The 23,431-nt window shown below is 33.4% G+C and carries 13 protein-coding genes and 1 pseudogene; all 14 read right to left on the bottom strand.

Going from position 1 to position 23,431, the window contains the following annotated elements:
* Positions 1 to 6: 6 nt before the first annotated feature.
* Positions 7 to 6,486, bottom strand: coding sequence for an amino acid adenylation domain-containing protein (locus CC92_RS0119195; protein WP_029501896.1), 6,480 nt, complete (start codon positions 6,484 to 6,486; stop codon positions 7 to 9).
* Entirely contained in the window at positions 6,438 to 8,444 is a 2,007-nt protein-coding gene (locus CC92_RS0119190; protein WP_029501897.1) for a carbamoyltransferase, read from the bottom strand. Before CC92_RS0119190 ends, CC92_RS0119195 begins: the two co-directional genes overlap by 49 nt.
* A gap of 103 nt (positions 8,445 to 8,547) precedes the next feature.
* Positions 8,548 to 9,516, bottom strand: coding sequence for a class I SAM-dependent methyltransferase (locus CC92_RS0119185; protein WP_162175504.1), 969 nt, complete (start codon positions 9,514 to 9,516; stop codon positions 8,548 to 8,550).
* Positions 9,517 to 9,541: 25 nt separating this feature from the next.
* Positions 9,542 to 10,552, bottom strand: coding sequence for a BtrH N-terminal domain-containing protein (locus tag CC92_RS0119180; protein WP_029501899.1), 1,011 nt, complete (start codon positions 10,550 to 10,552; stop codon positions 9,542 to 9,544).
* On the bottom strand, positions 10,536 to 13,211 hold the full coding sequence (locus CC92_RS0119175; protein WP_051650614.1) for a non-ribosomal peptide synthetase: 2,676 nt from the start codon (positions 13,209 to 13,211) through the stop codon (positions 10,536 to 10,538). Before CC92_RS0119175 ends, CC92_RS0119180 begins: the two co-directional genes overlap by 17 nt.
* Before the next feature lie 26 nt (positions 13,212 to 13,237).
* Positions 13,238 to 18,724, bottom strand: coding sequence for a B12-binding domain-containing radical SAM protein (locus tag CC92_RS0119170; RefSeq protein ID WP_029501901.1), 5,487 nt, complete (start codon positions 18,722 to 18,724; stop codon positions 13,238 to 13,240).
* A 323-nt stretch (positions 18,725 to 19,047) separates the two neighbouring features.
* On the bottom strand, positions 19,048 to 19,242 hold the full coding sequence (locus tag CC92_RS0119165; protein ID WP_031420704.1) for a hypothetical protein: 195 nt from the start codon (positions 19,240 to 19,242) through the stop codon (positions 19,048 to 19,050).
* Between the two features lie 182 nt (positions 19,243 to 19,424).
* On the bottom strand, positions 19,425 to 19,712 hold the full coding sequence (locus CC92_RS0119160) for a hypothetical protein (protein ID WP_029501903.1): 288 nt from the start codon (positions 19,710 to 19,712) through the stop codon (positions 19,425 to 19,427).
* Complete coding sequence (locus CC92_RS0119155) at positions 19,672 to 19,914, bottom strand: hypothetical protein (RefSeq protein WP_031420703.1); 243 nt, start codon at positions 19,912 to 19,914, stop codon at positions 19,672 to 19,674. Before CC92_RS0119155 ends, CC92_RS0119160 begins: the two co-directional genes overlap by 41 nt.
* Positions 19,915 to 20,018: 104 nt before the next feature.
* The gene (locus tag CC92_RS23680; RefSeq protein ID WP_242841321.1) at positions 20,019 to 20,225 is read right to left on the bottom strand and encodes a TnpV protein; all 207 of its coding nucleotides are present in this window, start codon (positions 20,223 to 20,225) and stop codon (positions 20,019 to 20,021) included.
* Positions 20,226 to 20,246: 21 nt separating this feature from the next.
* On the bottom strand, positions 20,247 to 20,489 hold the full coding sequence (locus CC92_RS0119145) for a hypothetical protein (protein ID WP_029501904.1): 243 nt from the start codon (positions 20,487 to 20,489) through the stop codon (positions 20,247 to 20,249).
* A 140-nt stretch (positions 20,490 to 20,629) separates the two neighbouring features.
* Positions 20,630 to 21,019, bottom strand: a complete 390-nt coding sequence (locus CC92_RS0119140) for an ArdC-like ssDNA-binding domain-containing protein (RefSeq protein WP_029501905.1) — start codon at positions 21,017 to 21,019, stop codon at positions 20,630 to 20,632.
* Between the two features lie 98 nt (positions 21,020 to 21,117).
* Positions 21,118 to 22,824: a hypothetical protein gene (locus tag CC92_RS0119135; protein WP_029501906.1), complete on the bottom strand. Its 1,707-nt coding sequence runs from the start codon at positions 22,822 to 22,824 to the stop codon at positions 21,118 to 21,120.
* A 58-nt stretch (positions 22,825 to 22,882) separates the two neighbouring features.
* Positions 22,883 to 23,404: pseudogene (locus CC92_RS0119130) on the bottom strand (hypothetical protein); the annotation flags it as partial.
* Between the last annotated feature and the right edge of the window lie 27 nt (positions 23,405 to 23,431).

Below are 23,431 nucleotides of genomic sequence, written 5' to 3'. Positions count from 1 at the left end.
TCCTCCTTAAAAATTAAATTCAATTGTTTGGCTTAATAGTGAATTATTTCTTTCTTTATCTTTTTCTGTAATTAACTCATTCATTAAGATTGATGGATTATTACAGATTTGATCAATAATTAACTTGTAATCACCTATAAATGATTCCATAGTGCTCTTTTTATATAACTTTTCTGAAAATGTTAATTTAAATTCTAATGCATCACCATCATAAACATACAGCACACTGTCAAAGATGGTAGCCTGATCGATTACTGAATAGTGCTTTGTTATTATGTTTGGTATCTCCAGATTTTGCGTTTCTATGTTTTGGAAAGCAAACATTGTGTCAAATATCGCATTTCTTCCCAAATCAGGCTTTAAGTCAAGTGCTCTTACCAACATATCATATTGATAGTCTTGATGAATAAAAGCATTTATAAATGTTTCATTCACCTCTACTACTAAATCTGTAAATCCTTTTTGATAGCTCGGGTAGGTACGTATTGGTAAGGTATTAACAAACATGCCCATCATTTGTTCAAATTCCGGTTTAGATCTACCCACGGAAGGTATTCCTACTGTGATATCACTCAAACCGCTATATTTTTTTAGTAAAATGATGTACATCGTGAACATTACTATGAATAACGATACCTGTAATTCATTTGCAAGATTATTTAATTTTTTGGTAAGCTCAGGTGACAATTCAAACATAAGAGACTCCCCATGAAAATCCATTACTTTTGGTCTTGGATAGTCTATAAAGAGCTCGTCCTCAAAATTAGCATTTGAAAATTGCTTTAACCAATATTCTTTGCTGAGCCTCATTTCTTTAGAATTAATTTGCTCATTCTGCCATACTGCATAATCTTTATACTGGTAAAACAGTTCATCCAACTGAATTCCTTGATACAGATCGGATATTTCTTTAATCAGTATATTTCTTGAAAAACCATCAAATGCAATATGATGAATACAGATATATAATATATGGGTTGAAGAAGTTAATGTAGCTACTAAAACTTTAATAAGTGGAGCACTTTCAAGATTAAATGTTGTATTAAAGTCATTGAATATATTTTCTAATTTTGATGGTTCTGCCTGCACTCGATATAAATTTAACTTTACATTATCATTAATTTTTTGCACAGGTTCACCATCTTGAATGAAATAAGAAGTACGCAATATCTCATGACGTTCCAACAAGGTTTGAAATGCCGACTCCAGTTTGATGAAATCAATTTCTCCTTCCATAGAAAATGCAATGGTCGCATTGTTATCATCATTTGCACTACTTTTAAATAAACTTGATAGAAAAATACGTTTTTGAGCAGAGGAAAGTGGATAATACTCACTATATTCCGCCTTTTTTAATTCAAATGTGCTGTTGTCCTTTTTATGTATATATTCCGTCAACTCATTTATTGTGAACAAATGATAAAGTTTATTTAAAGGTAACTCAATATTATGATTCATTTGCAGTTTTGAAATAACCTGCATTGCTTTAATTGAATTCCCTCCCAAATGAAAGAAATTATCATAAATGCCCACTTTATCAACACCTAGAATTTCAGACCATACATCTGCTAAAATTTGTTGCATTTCATTTTCTGGCGGACAATATATTGACCCAGTCTGCAAATTACTAACCGGTTCCGGTAGCTTATCTTTGGCCAGTTTTCCGTTTATATTCGTAGGAATTGATGTTATTGATACAAATACTTCAGGTATCATATATTCTGGCAAGTAGTTCATTAGTTCCTGTCTTATTTCAGCTACTGTCATTATTTTATTGAAAATACAATAGGCACATAAAAATTTGTTACCGGAATTATCAACATAATCTACTATGATCGTTTCTTTTATGTTATCTATCTTTAATAAATGTTTTTTTATTTCATCCATCTCAATACGATAACCACGGATCTTGATTTGATTATCCATACGACCAATGTAATGAATTGATCCATCTGGCAGCCAACGAGCCAAATCTCCTGTAGTATATAATTTGCCACTCTCTTCAAATGGATTATCAATAAATTTTTGATTTGTAGCCTCTTGATTATTTATATAACCTGCACTTACGCAATCACCAGCAATACAAAGCTCTCCTACTGCACCAATTGGTTGTAATTGCTTATATTTATTAAGAATATAAATTCGTGAGTTATTTAATGGTTTTCCGATTGGAATTACATCCGGAATATTATCTCTATCACATATATAATAGGTAACATCTACCGTAGCTTCTGTCGGACCATATAGATCACACAAAACAGGTTTTGAAAATAGCTTATAAAAACGCCTTACCATGGAAGCTGTTAATGCTTCACCACAACTAAAAACATATTCCAAGGAATTGCATTTATCAATTTCAGATGGATTGTTCTCCATATACAGTAAAAATGCATTTAACATGGATGGTACAAAGTTTATGTGAGTAACATTGCTTTTCTTTATAGCCTCAACAATCTTTACTGGATCTTTTTCATCTCCCTGTTCTAGTACACTTAAGGTGGATCCATACATACCCCACCATAATATTTCTCGCATTGAAGCATCAAATACAAATGGTGTTTTTAATAAAATTACACTCTTGTTACTAATATGAAATTTAGATTGCATCCAAACAAGAAAGTTTATAATTGACCGATGTTGTACTGCTACCGCTTTTGGAAGGCCTGTAGTTCCTGAAGTATAGATTACGTATGCAATATCCTCTGGCTTGCATATAGAGATATCCTTTGAGCCATCATACGATGTAGTATCTAATTCATCTAAACAAACAACTTCACCACTAAAATCCAACTCCGTCATAACTCTTGAATCAGTCAGTAAAATATCAACTTTACTATCTTCGAGCATATAGGATATCCTAGAAACAGGATAATCAGGACTTATTGGCAAATATGCTGCACCTGCTTTATGAATTGCCATAATTGCAAGAGGCATATACTGTGAACGTTGTAGCATTATACCAACAATTTGATTTCGCTTTACCTTTTTATCTAATAAGAAACCTGCAAGTTGATTAGTACGTATATTAAACTCATCATAACTCAGAACGATATCTTGATATTTCACAGCAGCATGTTTACTTGATTTTACTACTTGATTCTCAAACATTTTGTTAATAGTCATATTAATTGGAAAATCTGTTGTAGTATCATTAAATTTATCTAATTTATCAATATCCAAATCCGTAAGAATAGGGAAATCTAAAATCAAACTGTTCGGATCTACAACCAGTTGTTTCACAATTGCAAGATAATGTGTTGCTAAGTCTTGTACGAACTCCTGATTCAAACGAAGTGGATTGTATTTGCAAATAAAATGAATTCCATCCTCTTCTTCCATCGCTTCCATTGCAAGATCATACGCTGTATTATTCGCACCTACGTCATACCGTTTAAATAGAAGCTCAGATACTTGAGGAGTAGTATGATTCATAATTTGAAGTACAAACAGCAAATTAAACAATGAGGATCTATCCGCATGGTTATGTCCTTGAATTTCTTCTACAATTTGTTCAAAAGGCATATCCTGATGATCCAGAGCTTGAAGTACACTGCTCCTTACTTCCATGATCATATCCTGAAAACTCATCTCACTATTGATATGGCTTAGGATAGGTAACATATTTATAAACAATCCAAGCATTTTCTTTTGCTCAATCGTATTGCGTCCTGCTACCGGTATACTAACAACAATATCTTCTGTAGCATTGTAGCGGAACAGCAGAATGTTATATACTGCTAGCAATACAGTGAATAATGTAGTGTTGTTTTCATAAGATAATTTCTTTAAAGACTCCGTAGTATCAACATTGATGTTGAAATGTACAGCTTCTTGTGTTACCGTTTTGGTTTTTAAATCTGCTACCTGTGGAAGTATGTAAGGAGAAACCGGTTCTGAAAACCTCTTCTTCCAGTATTTGGCCTGTTTTTGCAATAAGAAATCATTTGCTGCATTATCCTCCCCTTGAATATAATCAAAATAATCATATTCTTGGATAGGCAGTGTTCCCCCACTGTAAAGAATAGAAAATTCATTTAGTAATATAGTTACCGAAGCTTCATCAGCAATAATATGGTGAACATCAATAATAATTATATTCTTTCTTTCACTTATTGCTAAAACACCAACACGGAACAATGGTGGCTCACTGATATCGAATTTTCTTATAAATTCATTCATCCTGTTGGTAACATTCTCTTCTGTACATTTATAAATTTCTAAGTCAATTTTAACGTTAGTTTTGATTTCTTGCATTGGTATGCCATGAATTGTACAAATACTGGTTCGCAGTATTTGATGACGATCAACTAATTGTTGAAATACCCCTTTTACTTTATCTACATCAAGATAACCATCGACCTGAAAAGCTATTGTCTGATTATAGGCTGTCTCCGAAGCAGTCTGAGCCATATGAAGAAATATTCTTTTTTGTGAAGATGACAATGGTATATATTCCTTCTCAGCTGTTTTTTCAACGAATGTCGTTACATTATTCAACTGGGATTCTACAGGAAGCTCTGAAGGGACGTTTTCTTCTTTCATTTTCTCTTCAATGAGTGCTGCCATGTCCACAAACTTTAATACTTCAAATAATTCTACTATATTCAAATCAATACCAAACTGGAATTTGACTTCTTGTATTAATGACATCATGTGCAAAGAATTTCCACCCATTTGTATAAAGTTTTTCTGTAATGTAATATCCTCTACCTTTAATAAAGATGTCCATATTGCTGCAAGTCCTTTTTGTATCTCATTAAATGGCTGTTGAATATTATCTTCGCTTACTTTTGCTAACTGTAAAATTTTATTACGATCAATTTTTCCATTTGGTGTAAGTGGAAATTCCTCAATATAAATCAGTTGTGATGGAATCATGTATGTCGGAAAGCTCTTTCTTAATATGTGAAAAGAAGCTTTTTCATCCAATTTTTCTTTATTATTTGTTGTATAATAAAGAACTAGTGTTTTTTCATCTTGTTTTGTTAGTTCTACGACAATTAAACACTTATCAATAGGGAATAGGGAAAGTATAGTTGCTTCTATTTCTGCAAGCTCAACTCGGTGCCCTTTAATCTTAACCATATTATCATTGCGACCTAGATATTCCATTTGACCATCTGGTAGGAGTCTACCCATGTCGCCACTTTGAAAAATTCTTACAGAACCATTGCATTCAAAAGGGGTAGCTTCTACAGGTAAATGTGTACTGTTCCAATATCCTGGTGTGATGAATTCACTTTCATATACAATTTCCCCTACTTGGTTTTCACTTGTTAATTCATCTCTATTTTTTAGTGTTACATTAACCCCTTCGACAAAACGTCCGATTGGAATAAGATTTTTATCAGGAGCAATATGATGATCCAGATAGCAAAATGATGCAGTTAATACTTCTGAGGCACCATAAAAATTCACAAAAACGCAACTTTCCTTACAATGCAATCGATAAAGCTCCCAATCCTTAACATTAACACTTTCGCCACCCAAAACAATCAATCGCAAATCATTCAAGACTTCGTCTTGTTTTAGATTGTTCATTACATAACGATATAAGGTAGGTACAGAATGGTATACTGTTATTTTTTCATCCTTTAACCACGTATGAAGTTTTACTTCCTCGGATGATGACCGTACATTATATGGAAGTAAGATTGCACCGGTAAAAAAAGTGCTTAACAAGTCAATGAATGCTACCGCATGAGTATAGTTGGTTAATAAAGCCACTCTGTCATTTTGATTGATTGAGAGACTATTAATGTATGCTGCAATATGAAATAGGATATTCCGATGTGTTTGTATTACACCTTTTGGCTTTCCCGATGATCCAGATGTGTACAATAAAAGAGTACTATCTTGTTCCTCTATATGGGGTCTCTTATAATTCACTCCATCCTTTTTCTGCTTTATTTGTTTATAAAATCGTACAGAAATATGATCTTCTTCTGAAAAATGCAAATCATCTAAGAGTGATTCCATATTTTCACCAACAATTAACACTTTAATATTGGCATCCTTAATAATCTCATGTAACTTGTTAACTGGTGTAGCGGTATCTAAACAAACAAATGTTTTTCCTGAAAGAAACGCTCCAATAATACCCATGATCATATCCAAACCATGATTAAACAATAACGCTACTGTTTCATTTTCATGGAAGTTTTCTTCTAAAATCGTAGAAGCCACTTTGCTCGCTTCATTGTAAACAGTTTGATAAGTAAATTGATGGGATCCCATTTTAATTGCGATACGATTTGCATAACGTTCCATACATTGTTCAATATATTGTGCAATCGTCATACCCGGTAATTTTGAAATAAATATAGGCTCATAAGTGATCTCACGAGGCAAAACGGGATATTCGCGTGGCTTCAATGATATAAAATTGTTTTCCTGATTCAATCCCTGTTCCATCTGATTCCCTTCCTTATTAAGTATTATACTGAATCCCGTTGAGGTGTAATGATAATCAATCGATTTTCCCATAATTCAATCAATTCCTCAATCAACTGCACTTCTTCCTTCTTACATTCTAACCTGTTCATAATCTGTTTCATTGTTGAACTCTCATCCAAACTCATTAGAAACTCAAAGCATAATTTACTTACAGGAAGATTGATGGAAGAATCATAATTAACAGAAATACTGTATTCTGTTTCAAAATCACTTGTTTTTACTGACTTCGATTGTTGAACTCGTACATATGTAGGTAAACTTACTGTCATATCCAAATAAGCATTCATTTCAACATTCTTCTTCTCAATTAAATAATCGCCAATGACGAGATGATGCAGTTTTGTTGTTAGGTAGCATACAATTGCATCTTCTACAGAATCCACAATTGGTTCACAGTTATTATTGAACGATGTGTTGAGTATTACATGTACTCCTGTGAGTTCTGCGAACTGGCAAATCAGTTCCCAGTATCTCGGATTTGTCTTTTGAGAAACTGATTGAATTCTTGCTGTTCCATCTATATGAGTTATTGCTCCCAGTAAAGCTCGTTTATCTTCTTTTACCTTTAACACTGCATTCATATAGTCATAAGGTACATGACATGAGGGAATTTCAAAATACTCCCTCATATGCTCTTCTAATACAGAAGGAGCAAACGGACGGTAGGATTCTCTCTTTTTAACCATTTGATTTATAATCTTTTTGTTTTCCTCTGGTCTTGGATCCGCAATTATACTTCGATTTCCTAAAGCTCTCGGTCCAAATTCAGAATTACCTTGAACCCAGCCAATAATTTTTCCTGAAGCAAGAAGCTTCGCAGTCTCTTCTTCAATGCAATTTACCTTTTTATAAGATATTAAAGATTCCCACATATCTAATGTCTTTTTAATATCATCGGAACAACCAATATCTGTTCCCCAATATACATGCTCCAATTTAGCAGGTTTCGGGTTTTCACCACATGATTGATTGTATACGGCTAGAGCCGCTCCTAATACTGCACCAGCATCATGTGCTGCGGGTTGAATAAACACATCAGTAAACAATCCATTCTCTATAATCTTTCCATTAGCAGAACAATTATGTGCAACTCCTCCTGCAAGGCAAAGATTGGTATGTCCTGTTTTTGACTGGTAATAGGCTAAAACATATAATATTGTTTCCTCTAAGGTTTTTTGTATTGCTGCTGCAATATCTTTGTGTATTTGTAAAAATGGTTCCCCCTTACGTCTCGGCTTTTCAATATCAAACAATAAGGAATAGTAATTCTTTATTTCGTATTTACCTTCTGGAAGAAGATTAACAATTTTATTATAATATCTTTTATATTTATGATAATCTCCATAAGGAGCTAAGCCCATTACTTTATATTCATCATTGGGACGATATCCTAAATAATTTATTGCATTTATATAAAACAAACCAAGGCTTTGTGCCACCGAAATCGTATACAATAATTCTGTATTACCGTTTCTTCTGCTTTGAATCATACCTGCACTATCATCGCCCATTCCATCCGTTATAAATACAAGACAATCTTCAAAACCGGATTGTAAATATGCACTTTCTGCATGTGCTTCATTATGAGGAACAAATATAATCTTATTTTGGTCAAAAAACTCTCCACATGCTTCAAAGATAAATCTCTGAATATAATATCTGACATCTTTATATTCTTTTTGTCTATTTTGTTTTAAAAACTTATCTTTTAAAATTGAATTGATGGTATCTTCTTTATAACTAACTGCTATGTAATCGATATCCTTTAAACCTATATTAGCTTTTTGAAGACAGAAGCGAATCGCCTCAATTGGAGCCTTATTTGAATGTTTTATTCTATCAAGTCTTTCCTGTTCAATAGCAGCCTCAACGAATCCATCATGAATTAATACCGCTGCAGAGTCATGACCTGACCCAGAGATACCCAAATCGTCAAACATATTTTCATGCGATAGTGCTAGTGACGGTGATATACCCAAAACCCTCATAATTACCTCCATTTTGCCGTAAACTTGCGAATTTTTGTGAAACCACAAATTCGCCGATTGTAAAATCTTTGATTATTCAAACTAATATTATCCTTCTTATAAGTTATATAAAGTCAATTTTGTTTTGCTCAAATAGTAATGGCAATTCCCCATTCCTGTTCTTTCCCGCTGCAACTGTAAAGCCTGTTGGTTTTACCAAAGCCTCTATTGCATGTAATTTACTTCTATTATCCAAATCTTTATAATACGAAAATGCGCGAGGAGACTTAAGCAACATGTCCATATCAATTTCCCAAGGTAGTATGTTGTCCGTATCTAAATTGATAAAACTACCTTTCTCTTCATAACATATTTGAAATATGGAACACCAATCCATCCTTGCTTCTTGCATGAGCCGAAAGGCGGCTACAAAATCGAAAGAAGTTACTAATGGATTTAAAAATGCATCTGCATCTCTTGTTAAAGCATCCTCATCACTTAGCTCATAGTTGCCATATCCGTTGCCATATCGATTACTACTAATATGGAAATCCATTTCTTTTAACAGTGCGACAGATGCTAGCTTATCTTGAAACTTTTCGCCAAGGAGTGTAGATAATAATTGACGCTTTAGTAGCCTGTCATATTCACCGTATGTATGATAAAGCCATAGAATACATACACCGTCATCTTTTAAAAAGGAACGCATTTTTTGCACACCATATAAAGGATCTGGAAGATGATGAACCACTCCCATAGATATTACAAAATCATATTGCTCTTCCACTGGGTAGGTCAAAAAATCACTACATATAAATTCAATATTACTCATGCTTCCTTTTTGGATATTCGCTAACTCTATGCTTTTTTCAGAGAAGTCAATACCGACTATATTAGCCAAGGGAAATTTTCTGGCAATGTCAATACTTCGATTACCAGTACCGCAGCCAACATCGAGAATCTTTTTTCCGGCAAATCCATCATTATTCATCTCAGCATCTAAAAATAAGAAAATTGTTTCTCCATTCACCTCACTGTTCTCTATTGCATCAGAAAAAGGATAGGTAAAATTATTGTAAAATTCTTTCATCATATAGTTTTTATGTAATTCCTTTCTTTCATGACAACAAGTCATGATTTAAGATTATGTTATGCCAGAAATTCTCAATATTAATTAATTTAGAAAATAAATCATTCAAGGTCAAAAAATCATCTTTTTTATATACTCCTGAATAGGAATATCTTGCAAATGGAATACGAATTTCATTCCATACATTCGCAATATCGTTTTGCTCTGTTCGTATCTCTTTTCCAAACAGATTATCAATTTTATATTGCTCTGCTTTTTTTGCATTCACAATATTATTCATTGAATATAGTAAATCATTAAGATTTTCCTTTAGTAAGTCTTCATCCCGAACAATTTGATTTATTAATTCAAAATAACTCTGTAAAAATTCCATCTCCTCTTGAAATCCATTCAACCCATTTTGCAACTTCATATAATAATCAATTGCAAATTTGCTGCTGTTTAAGTCCTCTGATGTATGATTAAAATTATCCATTAATTTATACTCATAACATGAGTTGATACGAAATTCAGAATAAAAGTTTGTTAAAAATCCATAATATGCATTGCTTAAATCAGATAGGGACAAAATCTTATATTCATATGTTAAGGAATCCATTTCCCGATGGTCGATAATGTAACACTGCCTCTTCTCTATATCAACTCCATAAACCAAAATGGTGTGAGGATTATGAAATTTTTGATAAGTGTCTTTTCTAAATGGCAGGTAATAGCAATCCGCCCAAATAATCACTGGACTTCCCTCTTTTATACTTTTACAGAATACTTCCATAATGTCACATTCTTTATCAAGATATAATTCTTGCATATCTATCCCAATTTCTGATAATACATTTTTAACTGAATCAGTTGATGTGTATACAATTCCTGGGAAAGAGCCCTTTTTTGTTTCTGCCATGCCGTAATGGATTGTATCATTCACCAATAGAGATAAAATACTTTTGCCGTAATGGTGGATTACAGGAAATAAGGAATTATAATAACAACTTCTATAATATAAATTTTTATATGGAACAATGTTATCAATTACCATTTGCATATTTATAACCTTTACTATCTAAATAATTTGCGTAATTCCTTATTGTCTTGCAATTATAAATATCAGTATATTCTACCGGTATATTATTCTTTTGCATTTCTACTTCCAGCATAACTGCACGTAAGGAATGTCCTCCAATTTCAAAAAAGTCCTGATTAACTCCAACTTTTTCAATATTCAATACCTTACACCAAATCTCTACTAACAAACGTTCCAAATCCGTACTTGGCTCAAGTAATCCTTCTGAATTCTGAAGTTGTTGAAGTGTTGGAAGTGCTTTACGATTCACTTTTCCGTTTGAATTAATCGGCAACTCATCTATTTGAGCAAAAAAGGAAGGTAGCATGTATTCTGCGATACTGGTAGAAAGAAACTCTAATAGTTCTTTGGCAGTAATTTTACTGTCTGCCACATAGTACGCGCATATGTATTTTTCATCTGCCATATCTTTATTCGTTATTACTACTGCATGTGTGATTCCTGGATACTGATGCAAATGATACTCAATTTGACTCAGCTCAACACGAAATCCCCTAACCTTTACCTGGTGGTCAATGCGGCCACAATATTCCATATCTCCATTAGAAAAATATCGAACAAGATCTCCTGTTTTATATAATCTTTCCTCCTGGTTATAGGGGTTTGTAATAAATCTTCTATTGGTAAGCTCCGGATTATTTAAATAAGATCTTGCCAGCCCATAGCCAGAGACGTATAATTCACCAATCATACCACTTGGAAGTAAATTCATATCTTCATTCATAATATATCCGTGTAACGAAGGTAGAATTTTTCCTATATTACTAATACTTAATTCAATATCTTCATAACTTAATAGTTTAAAGGTATTATGAACTGTGGTCTCTGTAATTCCATACATATTTGCTAGTTTAGTACTCTGATATCTATCAGCCCAGGGTTTTATTAAGCCTACATTAAGTGCCTCTCCGCAAAAAATTATATATCTAAGAGCTAAATTCGCATCCTTATGATCCAGTTCTTTTTGCATTAACAGATAAAAAGCACTTGGCGTCTGGGTTAAGATAGTAATCCGCTCTTCTTTTAGTAATTGCAAATACTTATTCATATCTTTCGCGATATGGCCTGGTACTAAGACTAATTTTCCGCCATATAACATGGCACCATACATTTCCCAAACAGATGCATCGAAACAGATCGAGTGAAACATCGTCCATATATCTTGGGAATCTATTTGAACAGGCAATCTCTTATCCATCAAAAAACTAATGACATTTCTATGTTCAATTTCAACACCATTTGAATGTCCTGTCGTCCCTGAAGTATAGATAACATAAGCTAGATTATTTGGCATTGATATAGTCTGAATGCGACTATTACTCATATTTTCAAAAGATACAAAATTAGTGTCTATATACTCATCAACTTTTATATTTTTATCAATGGTATTCTTATAAATTCCTGTATCCACGCCATTTGAACCAGTACCAACTAATAGTAAATATTGAAGGGTAGAACATGAAACTATCAACTGCTGGTTTTCAAATTCACTTTTCGTGATTATTATTTCTAATTTTGCATCATTGATAATGTCTTGCAGATGATTAAGCGGATAATCTGGATTTAACGGTACATAGGCCCCTCCAGCTTTTAACACTCCCAGAAAGATAGGGATTAAATCAATATCCTTATTCATCATAACACCAACCAGTGTGTCCGGTTTTAAGGCGTATTGCTCTATTAAGTAGTGTGCAATCTGATTTGCAAGTTGATCCAATTGTCTGTATGTTAACTTTTCACTACCATAAACAACTGCAATGTTATCTGGTGTTTGATCTACTTGAAGCTCAAACAATTCATGTAACGTTTTATCTTGTGGGAATTGTGGTACTATTTTTTCACCTAAAAAGCTTTGTACTTCTTCTTGCGAGATAAGTTGGATATCTTTAATAAGTATATCCATGTCACTCATTACTTGAATCATAATTCGATTGAACAAGTTAGCAATTCGCTCCATCGTAGATTTCAGATATACATTAGAATCATAATGTAAGTAACCTTTGAAATTAACATCCTCCCCTTCAAATACAAATGAAAGTTTACTCTGAGAATCTTTATGTATAACGACATCCATGCTAGGATGTACCTTATCAAAGAAGAACGAAACGAAAGCCGCAGGCACACCCTCTGTTGTGTTAAAAAAATTATTATAAATATCTTGAAGAGAATAGTCCTGATGCTTCATTGCTTCCATGACAGAATTCTTTACATGGTTGAGTATGTCTCTAAACTTCATCTGACCATTAATCTTAAGTTTTAAAGCTATCAGATTATTATGCTTTTCTACCTCATTACCATTATGAAAAGCCGGAGTTCCAACCATGATTTCTTCATAACGGTTATACTTGTATAACGTAACATTCAGAATGCTAATAAGGTAAATGAGCACAATGAAATTATTATGATTTGAGGTTTTTGCTAAGGATTCATATATATCTTTTGTAAAGGGTACTAAGACATCATCATATTGCGGTTCAGTAGTTGTTTCTTCATTAAGATCATACTGAATGCACGGTTGGCTTGTTAAATTTTCAAATATTCGATTCCAATATTGTTTATCTTGAAAACGTTTTTCCAATGATAATCTCTCATCTTTTAATTTATTATTCAAATCTTCCATAGCAGTCTTTTCCTCCTGAACTACTTTTAAAAAGTAATATCTTTAAATTCACTTTCAAATGAAGTTTCATCCTTATATTCATAAGTTCCTATTTCACTCAAAAGTACATCTGGTTGTTTGATAATGGTTTTTATTATATCGAGATATTTTGATGCAAAGTAAGAAATACTTTCAACATTAAATAGACTAGTTGAATATTCAAAAGTTAATTGTATTTCATTCTCTGTAGTCAAAGCAAAAAGTGATAAATCGTATTTTGCTTTTTTATATTCAATTGGATATTGTGTAACCTTTAAGGAATCCATATTCAAATCTAATGATCCGAAATTGGACATATCAAACATAACTTCAAAAACCGGATTTCGATTAGTTTCCTTATGTGTTTTTAGCTTTTTAATCAACTCCACATATGGATACTCTTGATTCTCAAAACCGGATAAAGTATGTTCCTTAACTTCATTTAAGAAATCGACAAAACTCATTTCTTTCTTCGGATAATTACGCATCGGTAATAAATTCAAGAAAACACCAAGCAATCGTTCCAATTGCTCATTTGGTCTTACAGAGACTGGTATTCCAATTACGATATCCTCTTGTGATGTTATTTTTGAAAGTAGAATATAATAAGCGGATAGCAATAGCATAAACCAGGTAACATTACATGATGATCTCAAGGTTTCCAGTTTATTCATATCCTCCTGCTCAATATAAAATACATACCTACTTCCATCAAAATTACGGCTATTAGGACGTCTGAAATCAAGTGGAAGCTCTGTAAAAAGTGGATATCCTTCCATTTTCTTCAACCAATAGTTTTCTTGTTTATGAATTCTTTCAGCGACTACATCGCTCTTTAGCCATTCACTATAATCTTTATAGCTAATCGTCTTATTAGGAAGCTGTTTTCCATTATAAAGAGCACTCAATTCCTGGCAGAATACATTTAACGATGCTCCGTCCAAAATCACATGATGCATGTGGAGAAATAAAACAGATTTTTCATCATTAATACGCAGCAGAAAAATCTTAAATAGAGGTACTTCTCCAAAATTAAAAGCAGTCATATGATCATCAATAAAACGCTCTATTTCAGATCCCTCAACTCCTACAAATTCTATTTGAGGCTCAATAGACTGGTGTATGTATTGTACATACCCTTCCTCTTTTATCTGAAAAGAAGTTCGTAACGAGTTATGTCGTTTCACTAATTCTATGTATGAATATTGCAATTTCTTCTCATCCAATTTTCCATCTATCATAAATCCAATTGATACGTTATAACATGTACTCTCAGGATTTAATTTGTCTGATAGAATAATTTGCAATTGAGCATTTGACACTGGATAGTACTCTTTATTCGGTGCGTTTTGAATTCCATCATACTGGACATTATTTAATGATTGTATATAATCACCAAAGGAACGAATGGTTGAATTCATAAACAATTGACGAATTGAGATCTTAATATTGAGTTCCTTTTTCACTCGTGAAATGCAAACCGCAGCATTTAACGAATGTCCACCCAACTCGAAAAAGTTATCATCCAATGTGATGTTTTCCAATCCTAATATATCCTGCCAAATACGAGTCAAGTTTTCGTAGATTGGATTTTGCTCATTACTCCTATCTTCGATTATTGTAGAAGATACTTCAGTTTCCGGAAGCAAATGTATATCAAGCTTTCCATTTAACGTATATGGTATACTACTAATTTCTATAAAATGTGTCGGTACCATGTAATACGGTAGCTGGCTGGATAAATAGGATTTGATTTCCTTCCAATCAACGAGATGATTCAAGACTACATAAGCGTATAGAGAATTATTTCCCGTTTTATCCGCTCGTGCTATTACGACTGCATCCTTAATAGATGCATGCCCAAGCAATGCATGAGTTATTTCACCCAGTTCAATTCGAAATCCTCTTACTTTTACTTGATTATCCTCTCGACCACAAAACAGAAGATTACCATCCTTACTCCACTGTACTAAATCTCCTGTTCGGTACATAATTTTGTTAGGATAATACGGATTTGCAATGAATTTTTGTTGTGTTAAGTCTTGATCGTTAATGTATCCTGATGAAACACCTTGTCCAGAAATATACAATTCACCTATATATCCCTTTGGTAGTAAAGCTTGATTTTGATCTAATACATAAAGGTAATACTGCGGAAGTGGTTCACCAATCGGAAGTATTGTATTAAGTTCTTTTTGTTTACATTCATATACCGTAGCATTAATTGTAGTTTCTGTTGGTCCATAAATATTAAATATATGCTCTGGCTCCAGACAACAATTAATCTTTTGAAGTAATTTACTAGAAAAAGCCTCGCCGCCAATATATAAATATTTAACTGGATATTTGTTCTGCATGGCTATCTCGTCTAACATTGCATCCAGATATGTAGGTGTAAAATTCAATACATCAATTGTTTTATCCTTAATAAATGCCCATAATTTATGAGGTGTTTTCTTCTCTTCATCCGAAATCAAGTGCAGGGTTCCGCCTGATGTAAGCGACATAAAGATATGCATAACAGAGACGTCAAATGTAAAGTCGGCAAGTAGAATATATTTTAATCCCTGTTCTATCTTCATTTTCTCAATAAAACCTGTTATCTGATTTGATAAATTATCCTGGCGGATTTTTACCCCTTTTGGTTTACCAGTTGAACCAGAAGTATATATGATATAAGCCAAGTTATCAGTATAATCAATATTCTCAGGATTACAGCTTGGATATTCTGATATCACCTCTTGATATAAATCTATAGGAAATAACTCTACTCCCATTCGTTTCGATTTACTCTTATAGTTAGGGTCCAAAAATGCAATTCCTGGTATATCACTCATATCCATAAGCTTAGGTAACCTATAATCATTCTTAATGATTGCTTCTAATACTTCATTGATTGTATTTTCACCTTCACCAATCAAGACCATATCTACATTTTCATCTTTGAGTAACTGTTCATAGCTGCTTGTAGCATAAGGTCCACCTGCCAAAATAGCACCCTCAAATCCCCATTGACGGATAGCTACTACAGTCATATGAAAGAAATTACTATAATAATTTAATGATCTTATACCAATAACATCTGGTTTAAACGTATTTAATAATTCTCTTAGTTCATCAAAGCTATCATAATCCATTCTTGATTTTGCTATTTTTCCATTTACCTTCGATCCAAACTTTCGGTAAATACTTGTCATAAGATAGATAAGACCGAGTGGTGGTTCATAAACATCATATTGTAAGTTCTTTGAATCAGAAAAATATTGTGATACGTCTAACAACAAGACCTTTAATGCATCCTGATCATATGATTTTACACCAAAATGCTCTTGTATTTTAAGGTTAAGTCCTTCTACTCGCCCATAATCATTGGGTAAAAATTCGTGACCGGCAAGCTCTTCCCTTGTAAGACCCAAGTTATCCAATAATTCCTGAAAGTTACGTATTTCGGTAGGAAGATAACCGTTATATACATCAACAAGTTCATCTTCTGTAAGGATTTTCATTTGATATGGCAATACACTTAAAAGTCTTTCTTTTGATAAAAAATACTCATTTAAAAACTCTGATTGAATTTGCTTTGTAAATTGATGACTAAAAGGTAATGTCGTTGGCAACTCGTGATATCCTAATTTCGAAGAAGATTCAATATCTTCTGGTGAAACTCCATTTTCTATTGCTATTTTAGCCATTTCTGTATTAGGAAATATCTTTAATATATGCATATATGGGAAGTGTATCCACTTTAAAGATTTTATGAATTCCAAACAATCCTTACTTTCTTCCTCAGTCTCAGTAGGGATGCCGTGAAGTATTTGGAGTTGTAAAATAACTTGCGGATATTTCTCAATAATATAATCAATATTTTCTTTTAATCGTTCAATATTTAAGTTTTTACGTATTAATTTTTGAAGACGCTTTGAAGTAGTTTCCAAAGCAAAATCAATATTAACAGCACCAGCCTTAATCATTAAATCGATATAATCTTTCGTAAGAATATCTCCACGAATTCCATTTGGATAATGTAATTGAACCTCCATATTGTTATCAATAATCATCTGGTACAATTTGCTGCTGACTTCAATATTAAAATTCGGCAAATCATCCACAAAGCCAAATCTTCTAATGCCCATGTCATAATATATCTTCATTTCATTAAATATATTTTCAGCAGAACGTATGATATAATCATCCGGCCAGATTTTAAAGCAATATGCACATTTAAACATACATCCCCTACTAAACTGGAGAGTGATTGAATTTTTCACCATGGATTGACCAATAAATGGCGTATACTTTTCATAATCAACAAAGGATCGGTCAGGAATTTGAATACTATCCAAATCTTTGATTTGAGCACGCGGTTTTGTAATATATAAACGGCTCTCACTTAAACCAGATGAAATCAAATCAACATATGGAAAAACATCAATATGATTACTTTTACTTAATAGCAATCTCACATTACTATCATTTAGTAAAGAAACAACTCGTTCTTTTGGATATGTTGGACTAATTGGCAAATACGCACATCCCGCTTTCATAATAGCTATAATCGATACAATCATATCGATTGAGCTTTCCATCATAATTCCGATGATTTCATCTTTTTCAACGCCTTTTTCAACAATAATATGAGCTAATTGATTTGACTTATCATTTAATTCTTTATAGGTCATATACTTATGATCATGATACAACGCATATGCCATAGGTTTTTCTATCACTTGTTTATTAAACATATTAATAACACTATCTATAGTTGAAGTTTGTAAGTCATTGTCATTGTCTATGTTTAATAACTTGCTCTGTTCAATTTCATCTAAAATATTGTAATTGATTATTTTTTTATCTGCATTAGAAAGGGATTGTTTTAAGATCATAAAGTATCTCATTGAAAAATCAATAATATCATCTTTTTCAATCAGATTATCATTATACTGAATACATAAAGATATATTCTCGCCATTTTCTTCAAAAGCGAAAAGAATATCAAACATGAAATCATCGAATTGGTCGATTTTATGAATAGTATTTAGATTTAGCGTAAATCTATCTAGGAAAATAAAATTATCACGGGACATACCATTGTCAAGTAAGTCATCATTCAAATGAGTTAAATTTTTGTTTGCACTTAAAATATCCTCTCCTGTCTTCATAAGTAATTGACGGAAAGTTAGATTATTATCCGAAGTATCCCATATAAATATTTTATTAGTTTTATTTTTATCCGTACTATTAATTGCAGGGGATGAAATAATTATTTCATCATTTCTAGAAATCCGATACAGTAAAGTCTTAAGTGTCGTCATGAGCAAAACATAAAGAGATAAACTTGAATGTTTACATACACTAAAAACACTTTGACTTAGCTCATTATCTAATGGAATGTTAAAACTTTTTATAATTCTGTCTGAATTCCTTTGTATTTTTACACTAAAAGGAAATTCTGTAGGTTTCAATTCTGATAATAATTTGCCATTGACTCTTAACATGTAAATCCTCCACATTTACCTTTTTTAATGATTTATAATGATTGTTACTAATTATTACTAATAATTATACATCCTCAATCTTTTTCACCATTTTATTCTAATATATCCCATTATTATACATTCTATACATTATATTACTATATTTGTATGTTTATGTAAAGTATAAAACAATAATATTGTAAAATAAATGTAAATGTAAATGTAAGATGAATGTAAAATGAATGTAAAATGAATGTAAAATAAATAAATCCTTGAATGTAAATCGAAATTCCTCTAGACTACAGCAAAGTTTTTTGTAATCGTAACCTCTACTTTATTTAATTTTACTGGTTTATCTTACATTTACTTTTCATTATAGCTACAATAGAACTGTGGACACTGTTTTCAGTTGTTTTTTGCGTACAAAAAAAGCAGACGTCTGGAAAACACCAGATTTCCGGTGAGGTATAAAATGCATTATTAACTGTCGCTCTTGCTGCTACATAATCATCCTTATAAAGCAGGTTCTTAAGTTCCATATATTCATGACTCCAGGAATTATCTACCGAATTAAATATCTGGGATAAACCACCCAAGCCTAAGTATTTGGCTAATACCTTCTGCTCCTCCCGAGTAGCAAGCCTACCTTCATTCTCAATCTGAAATAAAGTACGGATTGCCTCTACATTCCATTTATATCTAGATATTGCTCCACCCGTTTCTATATCCCGCAGGTTGTTATGGTAGTTACTCTTGTTAATATTAGAAGTTCTTTTTTAGGAATCAATCTTATCAACTTTCGATATAATGTCAGCCATGTTCTCCGCATCCATATTGAAACTATCTGCATCGGAGGTATCTTTTTCAATACTATCCTTTTCAAATCTGTCTTCTTTAGTTTTCTCTTTTTCAGTTCTTTCTCTTTCACATCTTTCTTCTTTAGTACTATCTTCTTCAGTTTTTCTTCTTCAGTTTTTTTCTTCAGCCATGTGATTATCAGCAGTTTCAATGAAATCATCCAGTCGAATTCGTTCTTGAGTATACTCACTGGTTAAGATCAATGCTCCGATTTCAGGTTCAATCAAAGACCAGCTTACATAACCTTCCTTATCTCCTTCTTCATCAATCTCTTTTATTATCTGTTTCAGTTCTAATGGAACTTCAGTACGATTTCCTCTACCTGCAGCTTCGCCTGTTCCCTTTTCCTCCACATCTCCATTGTGAAATTGGGATCTTCCGGTTTGTTCTTTACCAGATAGCTTTCCATCAATGTATCCAGAAGCTGATTCGCTTCCTCGTCCACCTCGTGCATCTTCTACGCCAGCAGTCCGAATCGGTAAAGCGTCTTGTATCTGGATGGTTCGTTCTCCTTCAGATAATTTAATGCCCTCATTCCGTATTTCCCGAGATTCAAGAGATCTTTTCTTCCTCCTCCGGTAATTAGTGGTTCGGGTATAAGATTCCTTCCCTCTCTGAATAAGTCAATGCTATCTCTGCCATGTGTAATTCCCCTTTCTTCCATTTGTAATCTCTGTTTATCAATTTATTTCGGGTTTCTTGAAAATTCGTTTAAAACGTTACAGGAAATATCACTGATCAGTGTTCCGATCAGATACACCCCTTCTTCATTCTGATAAAGAAGAATCATACTCAAATCCTGTTCGTCCATATTCAAATCAAAACTACATCTTTTTCCAATTGCGTAGAATGCGCTTTGATAAATAATTTGAGCAATGTGACTATCTAGCACTTCCTCCGTTTCATTCACGAAGCTTTCATCATCCACGATTATATCTCCGGTCATCCTCGAAAGTTCGAAAGCTCATTCATATGTTCTGATTAATCTTCCTTTATTGTAATCAAACATATGTTCTTATAAAGTTTGAGCAGCTTTATCAGAAATTCTCGATTATTCTATTGTCCTTATCAAAATCCGTTTCCATTAATCCCTTTGATTGAATAAGTTACATAGTCAGCTAGATTTTCACCTTCAAGGCTCCAGGTTAAGTTATGCTTCTTTCCACCGGTATCGCTGATGTCAAATACATATCTCATTCTTGGGCTTAGTGCTCTTGAAAGATAGAATGCAATTCCTTTGCTACCTCTCTTGACATAACGATTTACTTTCTTCCATGTATCAAAATCAGCGACCAGAGTTGCATGTGGTCGCTGAGCATATATCATCAGAATATTGTCAAACTCATATCGATATAGTTGTCCAATTAAACAGCAAATATCTCGCCATTTTGCTTCACTTGTTGTAACCTCCCGAATCATTATGTCATAGATTTGCCTTACCTGATAATCAACTCCCATTTCAACACCTCCACTCTAATTTCTTTAGATTGCACCAAATTAACCTTCCACGGGTTGAAACAAATCTTTAAAAATCAGGTGTTCTTCCTTATCAAGTACTACAGAGAACTCACAGTCGATTCCTTTTTTATTTGTCCTCTGCTCTTTGCGTAATATCTTTTTATTAACCTTAACAAAATATAATTTTGTTTGGTAAGTTGGATACTTTGCTCAAAGGTCATTTCTTCATGCTTTAATAATTCTTGACGATCTGCGATATCCTGCTGCAGATTTCGGTTTACTTCATGAACTTCCTCTATTTGAAATACAACAGTTGCACTTGTTTTACCACTGCTTTCCCATTCCTTCTGAAGTTCCACTAATAGATATTCCATATCCTTCTTTAATTCCATTATTGTATTGTAAATTGAATAGTTCGTAGTGGTACCATCCTCATTTTCAACGGTCTCGGATGAAACCGATGTCCGGAAGCTACACATATCATCAAATACTCCCTTTAGCTTTTCTCTTGTCGTGTCATTCATGACAGATGCTGTATCCCCAACACCATATTTCACCATGTAAACCACCATGATATCATAATAGTTGTCCGTCATTGATCCTGTATAAGATATGCTTCCCCCATCATAACCGGCGTGTTCATGTGCAAGTGTTGTAACTTCACGATTAAAATCTTGGATATAGGTACTTGTCACACTCATCACGGTATCACCTTTTTCTAATGGCGGAAAAAATATTGCCAAAGGAGAATTGTATATTACAGCAATAACTAGCATGACAGGTAAACAGGTAATCGCAATAAGTAAAACCAAATTTAGTAGTAATCCTCCGATATATCCCGCAATATGTTTCACCACCACAGACATACGCATCATTATTAAATCTTTTAATAGTGCTCCTATGTTGTCTCCATTATCACTCTGTTTTGACTTATTCATAAAATAATTGAGCAATCTGCTTCTCGTGTTGTTCTTTATTGCTGACCGATTAAAGCTATGTCCCGCTGCTTTGCCAATCGCTTTACTCGTAGTTTTTCCATTCACTTTACCAATATCTTTTAAGGCATCTTTTCCAACTGACGTTCTTCGCGATATGCCTCTTGCCCCAGTTACTACTGAATCTGCAGATGCTCCTCTTAAAGAACTCCATGCTTTACTTTTTACCCTCGACTCTTTCGTATAATTACTGCCCGCCATTCTAATTACCTTTTTATCGGTACTGCTGCTCATTTTACTTCTTACTCGGTTCCCTGGATCTACTCGTTTCAACTTCATGGCTAGCCTTTGTTCTTTTGATTTATTCCGATATAAATCTCTTCCCTTGGAAGAAGCTCTGGTAAAAGCAGTTAATGCTAATCCTGCTATAGCTACACTGTCACGTAGCTCTTCTCCTCCTTCAATCTGTTCTGAAGCAACAGAGGCTCCGATCATTCCAATCGTCTGTGCAGTAGTTGAGTAATGCTGATTTCTTATATCCGGTTTCATAGCATTTGCTGTATCAGAAGATTTCTGAATGCTTTTTCTTCTTGGTTCCCGTAAATTATGACCACTGAGTTTCTTATTGATCTTTCCGTCGGAACAATTGTACTTATCTGATTTTGCACTCCTATACAAACTTCCCTTATATCTTCGGATAACATCAACTGGAACTTTTAGATGTCTAATACTTGGTCTGCGTCTTAGACGCAATTGTTTCATTGTAATCGATGGTTTGTTCCTTTTCTTGATACGATGAATATTGATTTCTGACTTTCTATGAAGCCGTATCGGTTTCGCTTCAACCTTATTAATCTTCGTCGTTCTCACCTCCTCTAGAACCGGTTAGGCACCTAGATATCCCGGTGCCACCTTTCGGCTCAACTCCTTACTCCTGAACTGCTTTCCGTTTCTTCGCAATCTTTTCATGGAGGTTAGTATTATATAGCTGGTATAAATCCGTATCCTTTGATATGGTATTATCAAAAGGTATGACAACATTACCTCATTTCAATAAACCCATTCCACTCATTGAATTCATGACAAAACGTAGCTGTACATCAGATATACCAATCACTTCCGCTAACTTTGAACTGTCGGTGTTAGCCTGCTTCAGAATTGCCACAAATTCTGAATTAGCCAACATGGTTGTTGCTACATAATTTTGTAAAAGGTCAAGTATATTCTGGGTAATACCTGTACAAAGCCCTCCCTGCTTTCGTACCTTTTTCCAAAGCTGTTGCAGATACTTAGCACTGTATTCACGGTTCAGTAACACATGGAATTCATCCAGATAGAGCCAGGTTGCTTTTCCTTTCTTGGCATTTTCCATGATCCGGTTTTGAATATTCTCCATCATCACCAACATGGTGATCGGAGAAAGCTCCGCACCCAGATCTCTGATACTAAAGTAATGACTCTGTCATCCTCATATGTT

The organism is Lachnoclostridium phytofermentans (genome assembly GCF_000733755.1).
Lineage (GTDB): Bacteria > Bacillota > Clostridia > Lachnospirales > Lachnospiraceae > Lachnoclostridium > Lachnoclostridium phytofermentans_A.
The sequence above is the reverse complement of the archived record's forward strand: the minus strand, read 5'-3'. Positions and strand labels throughout refer to the sequence as shown.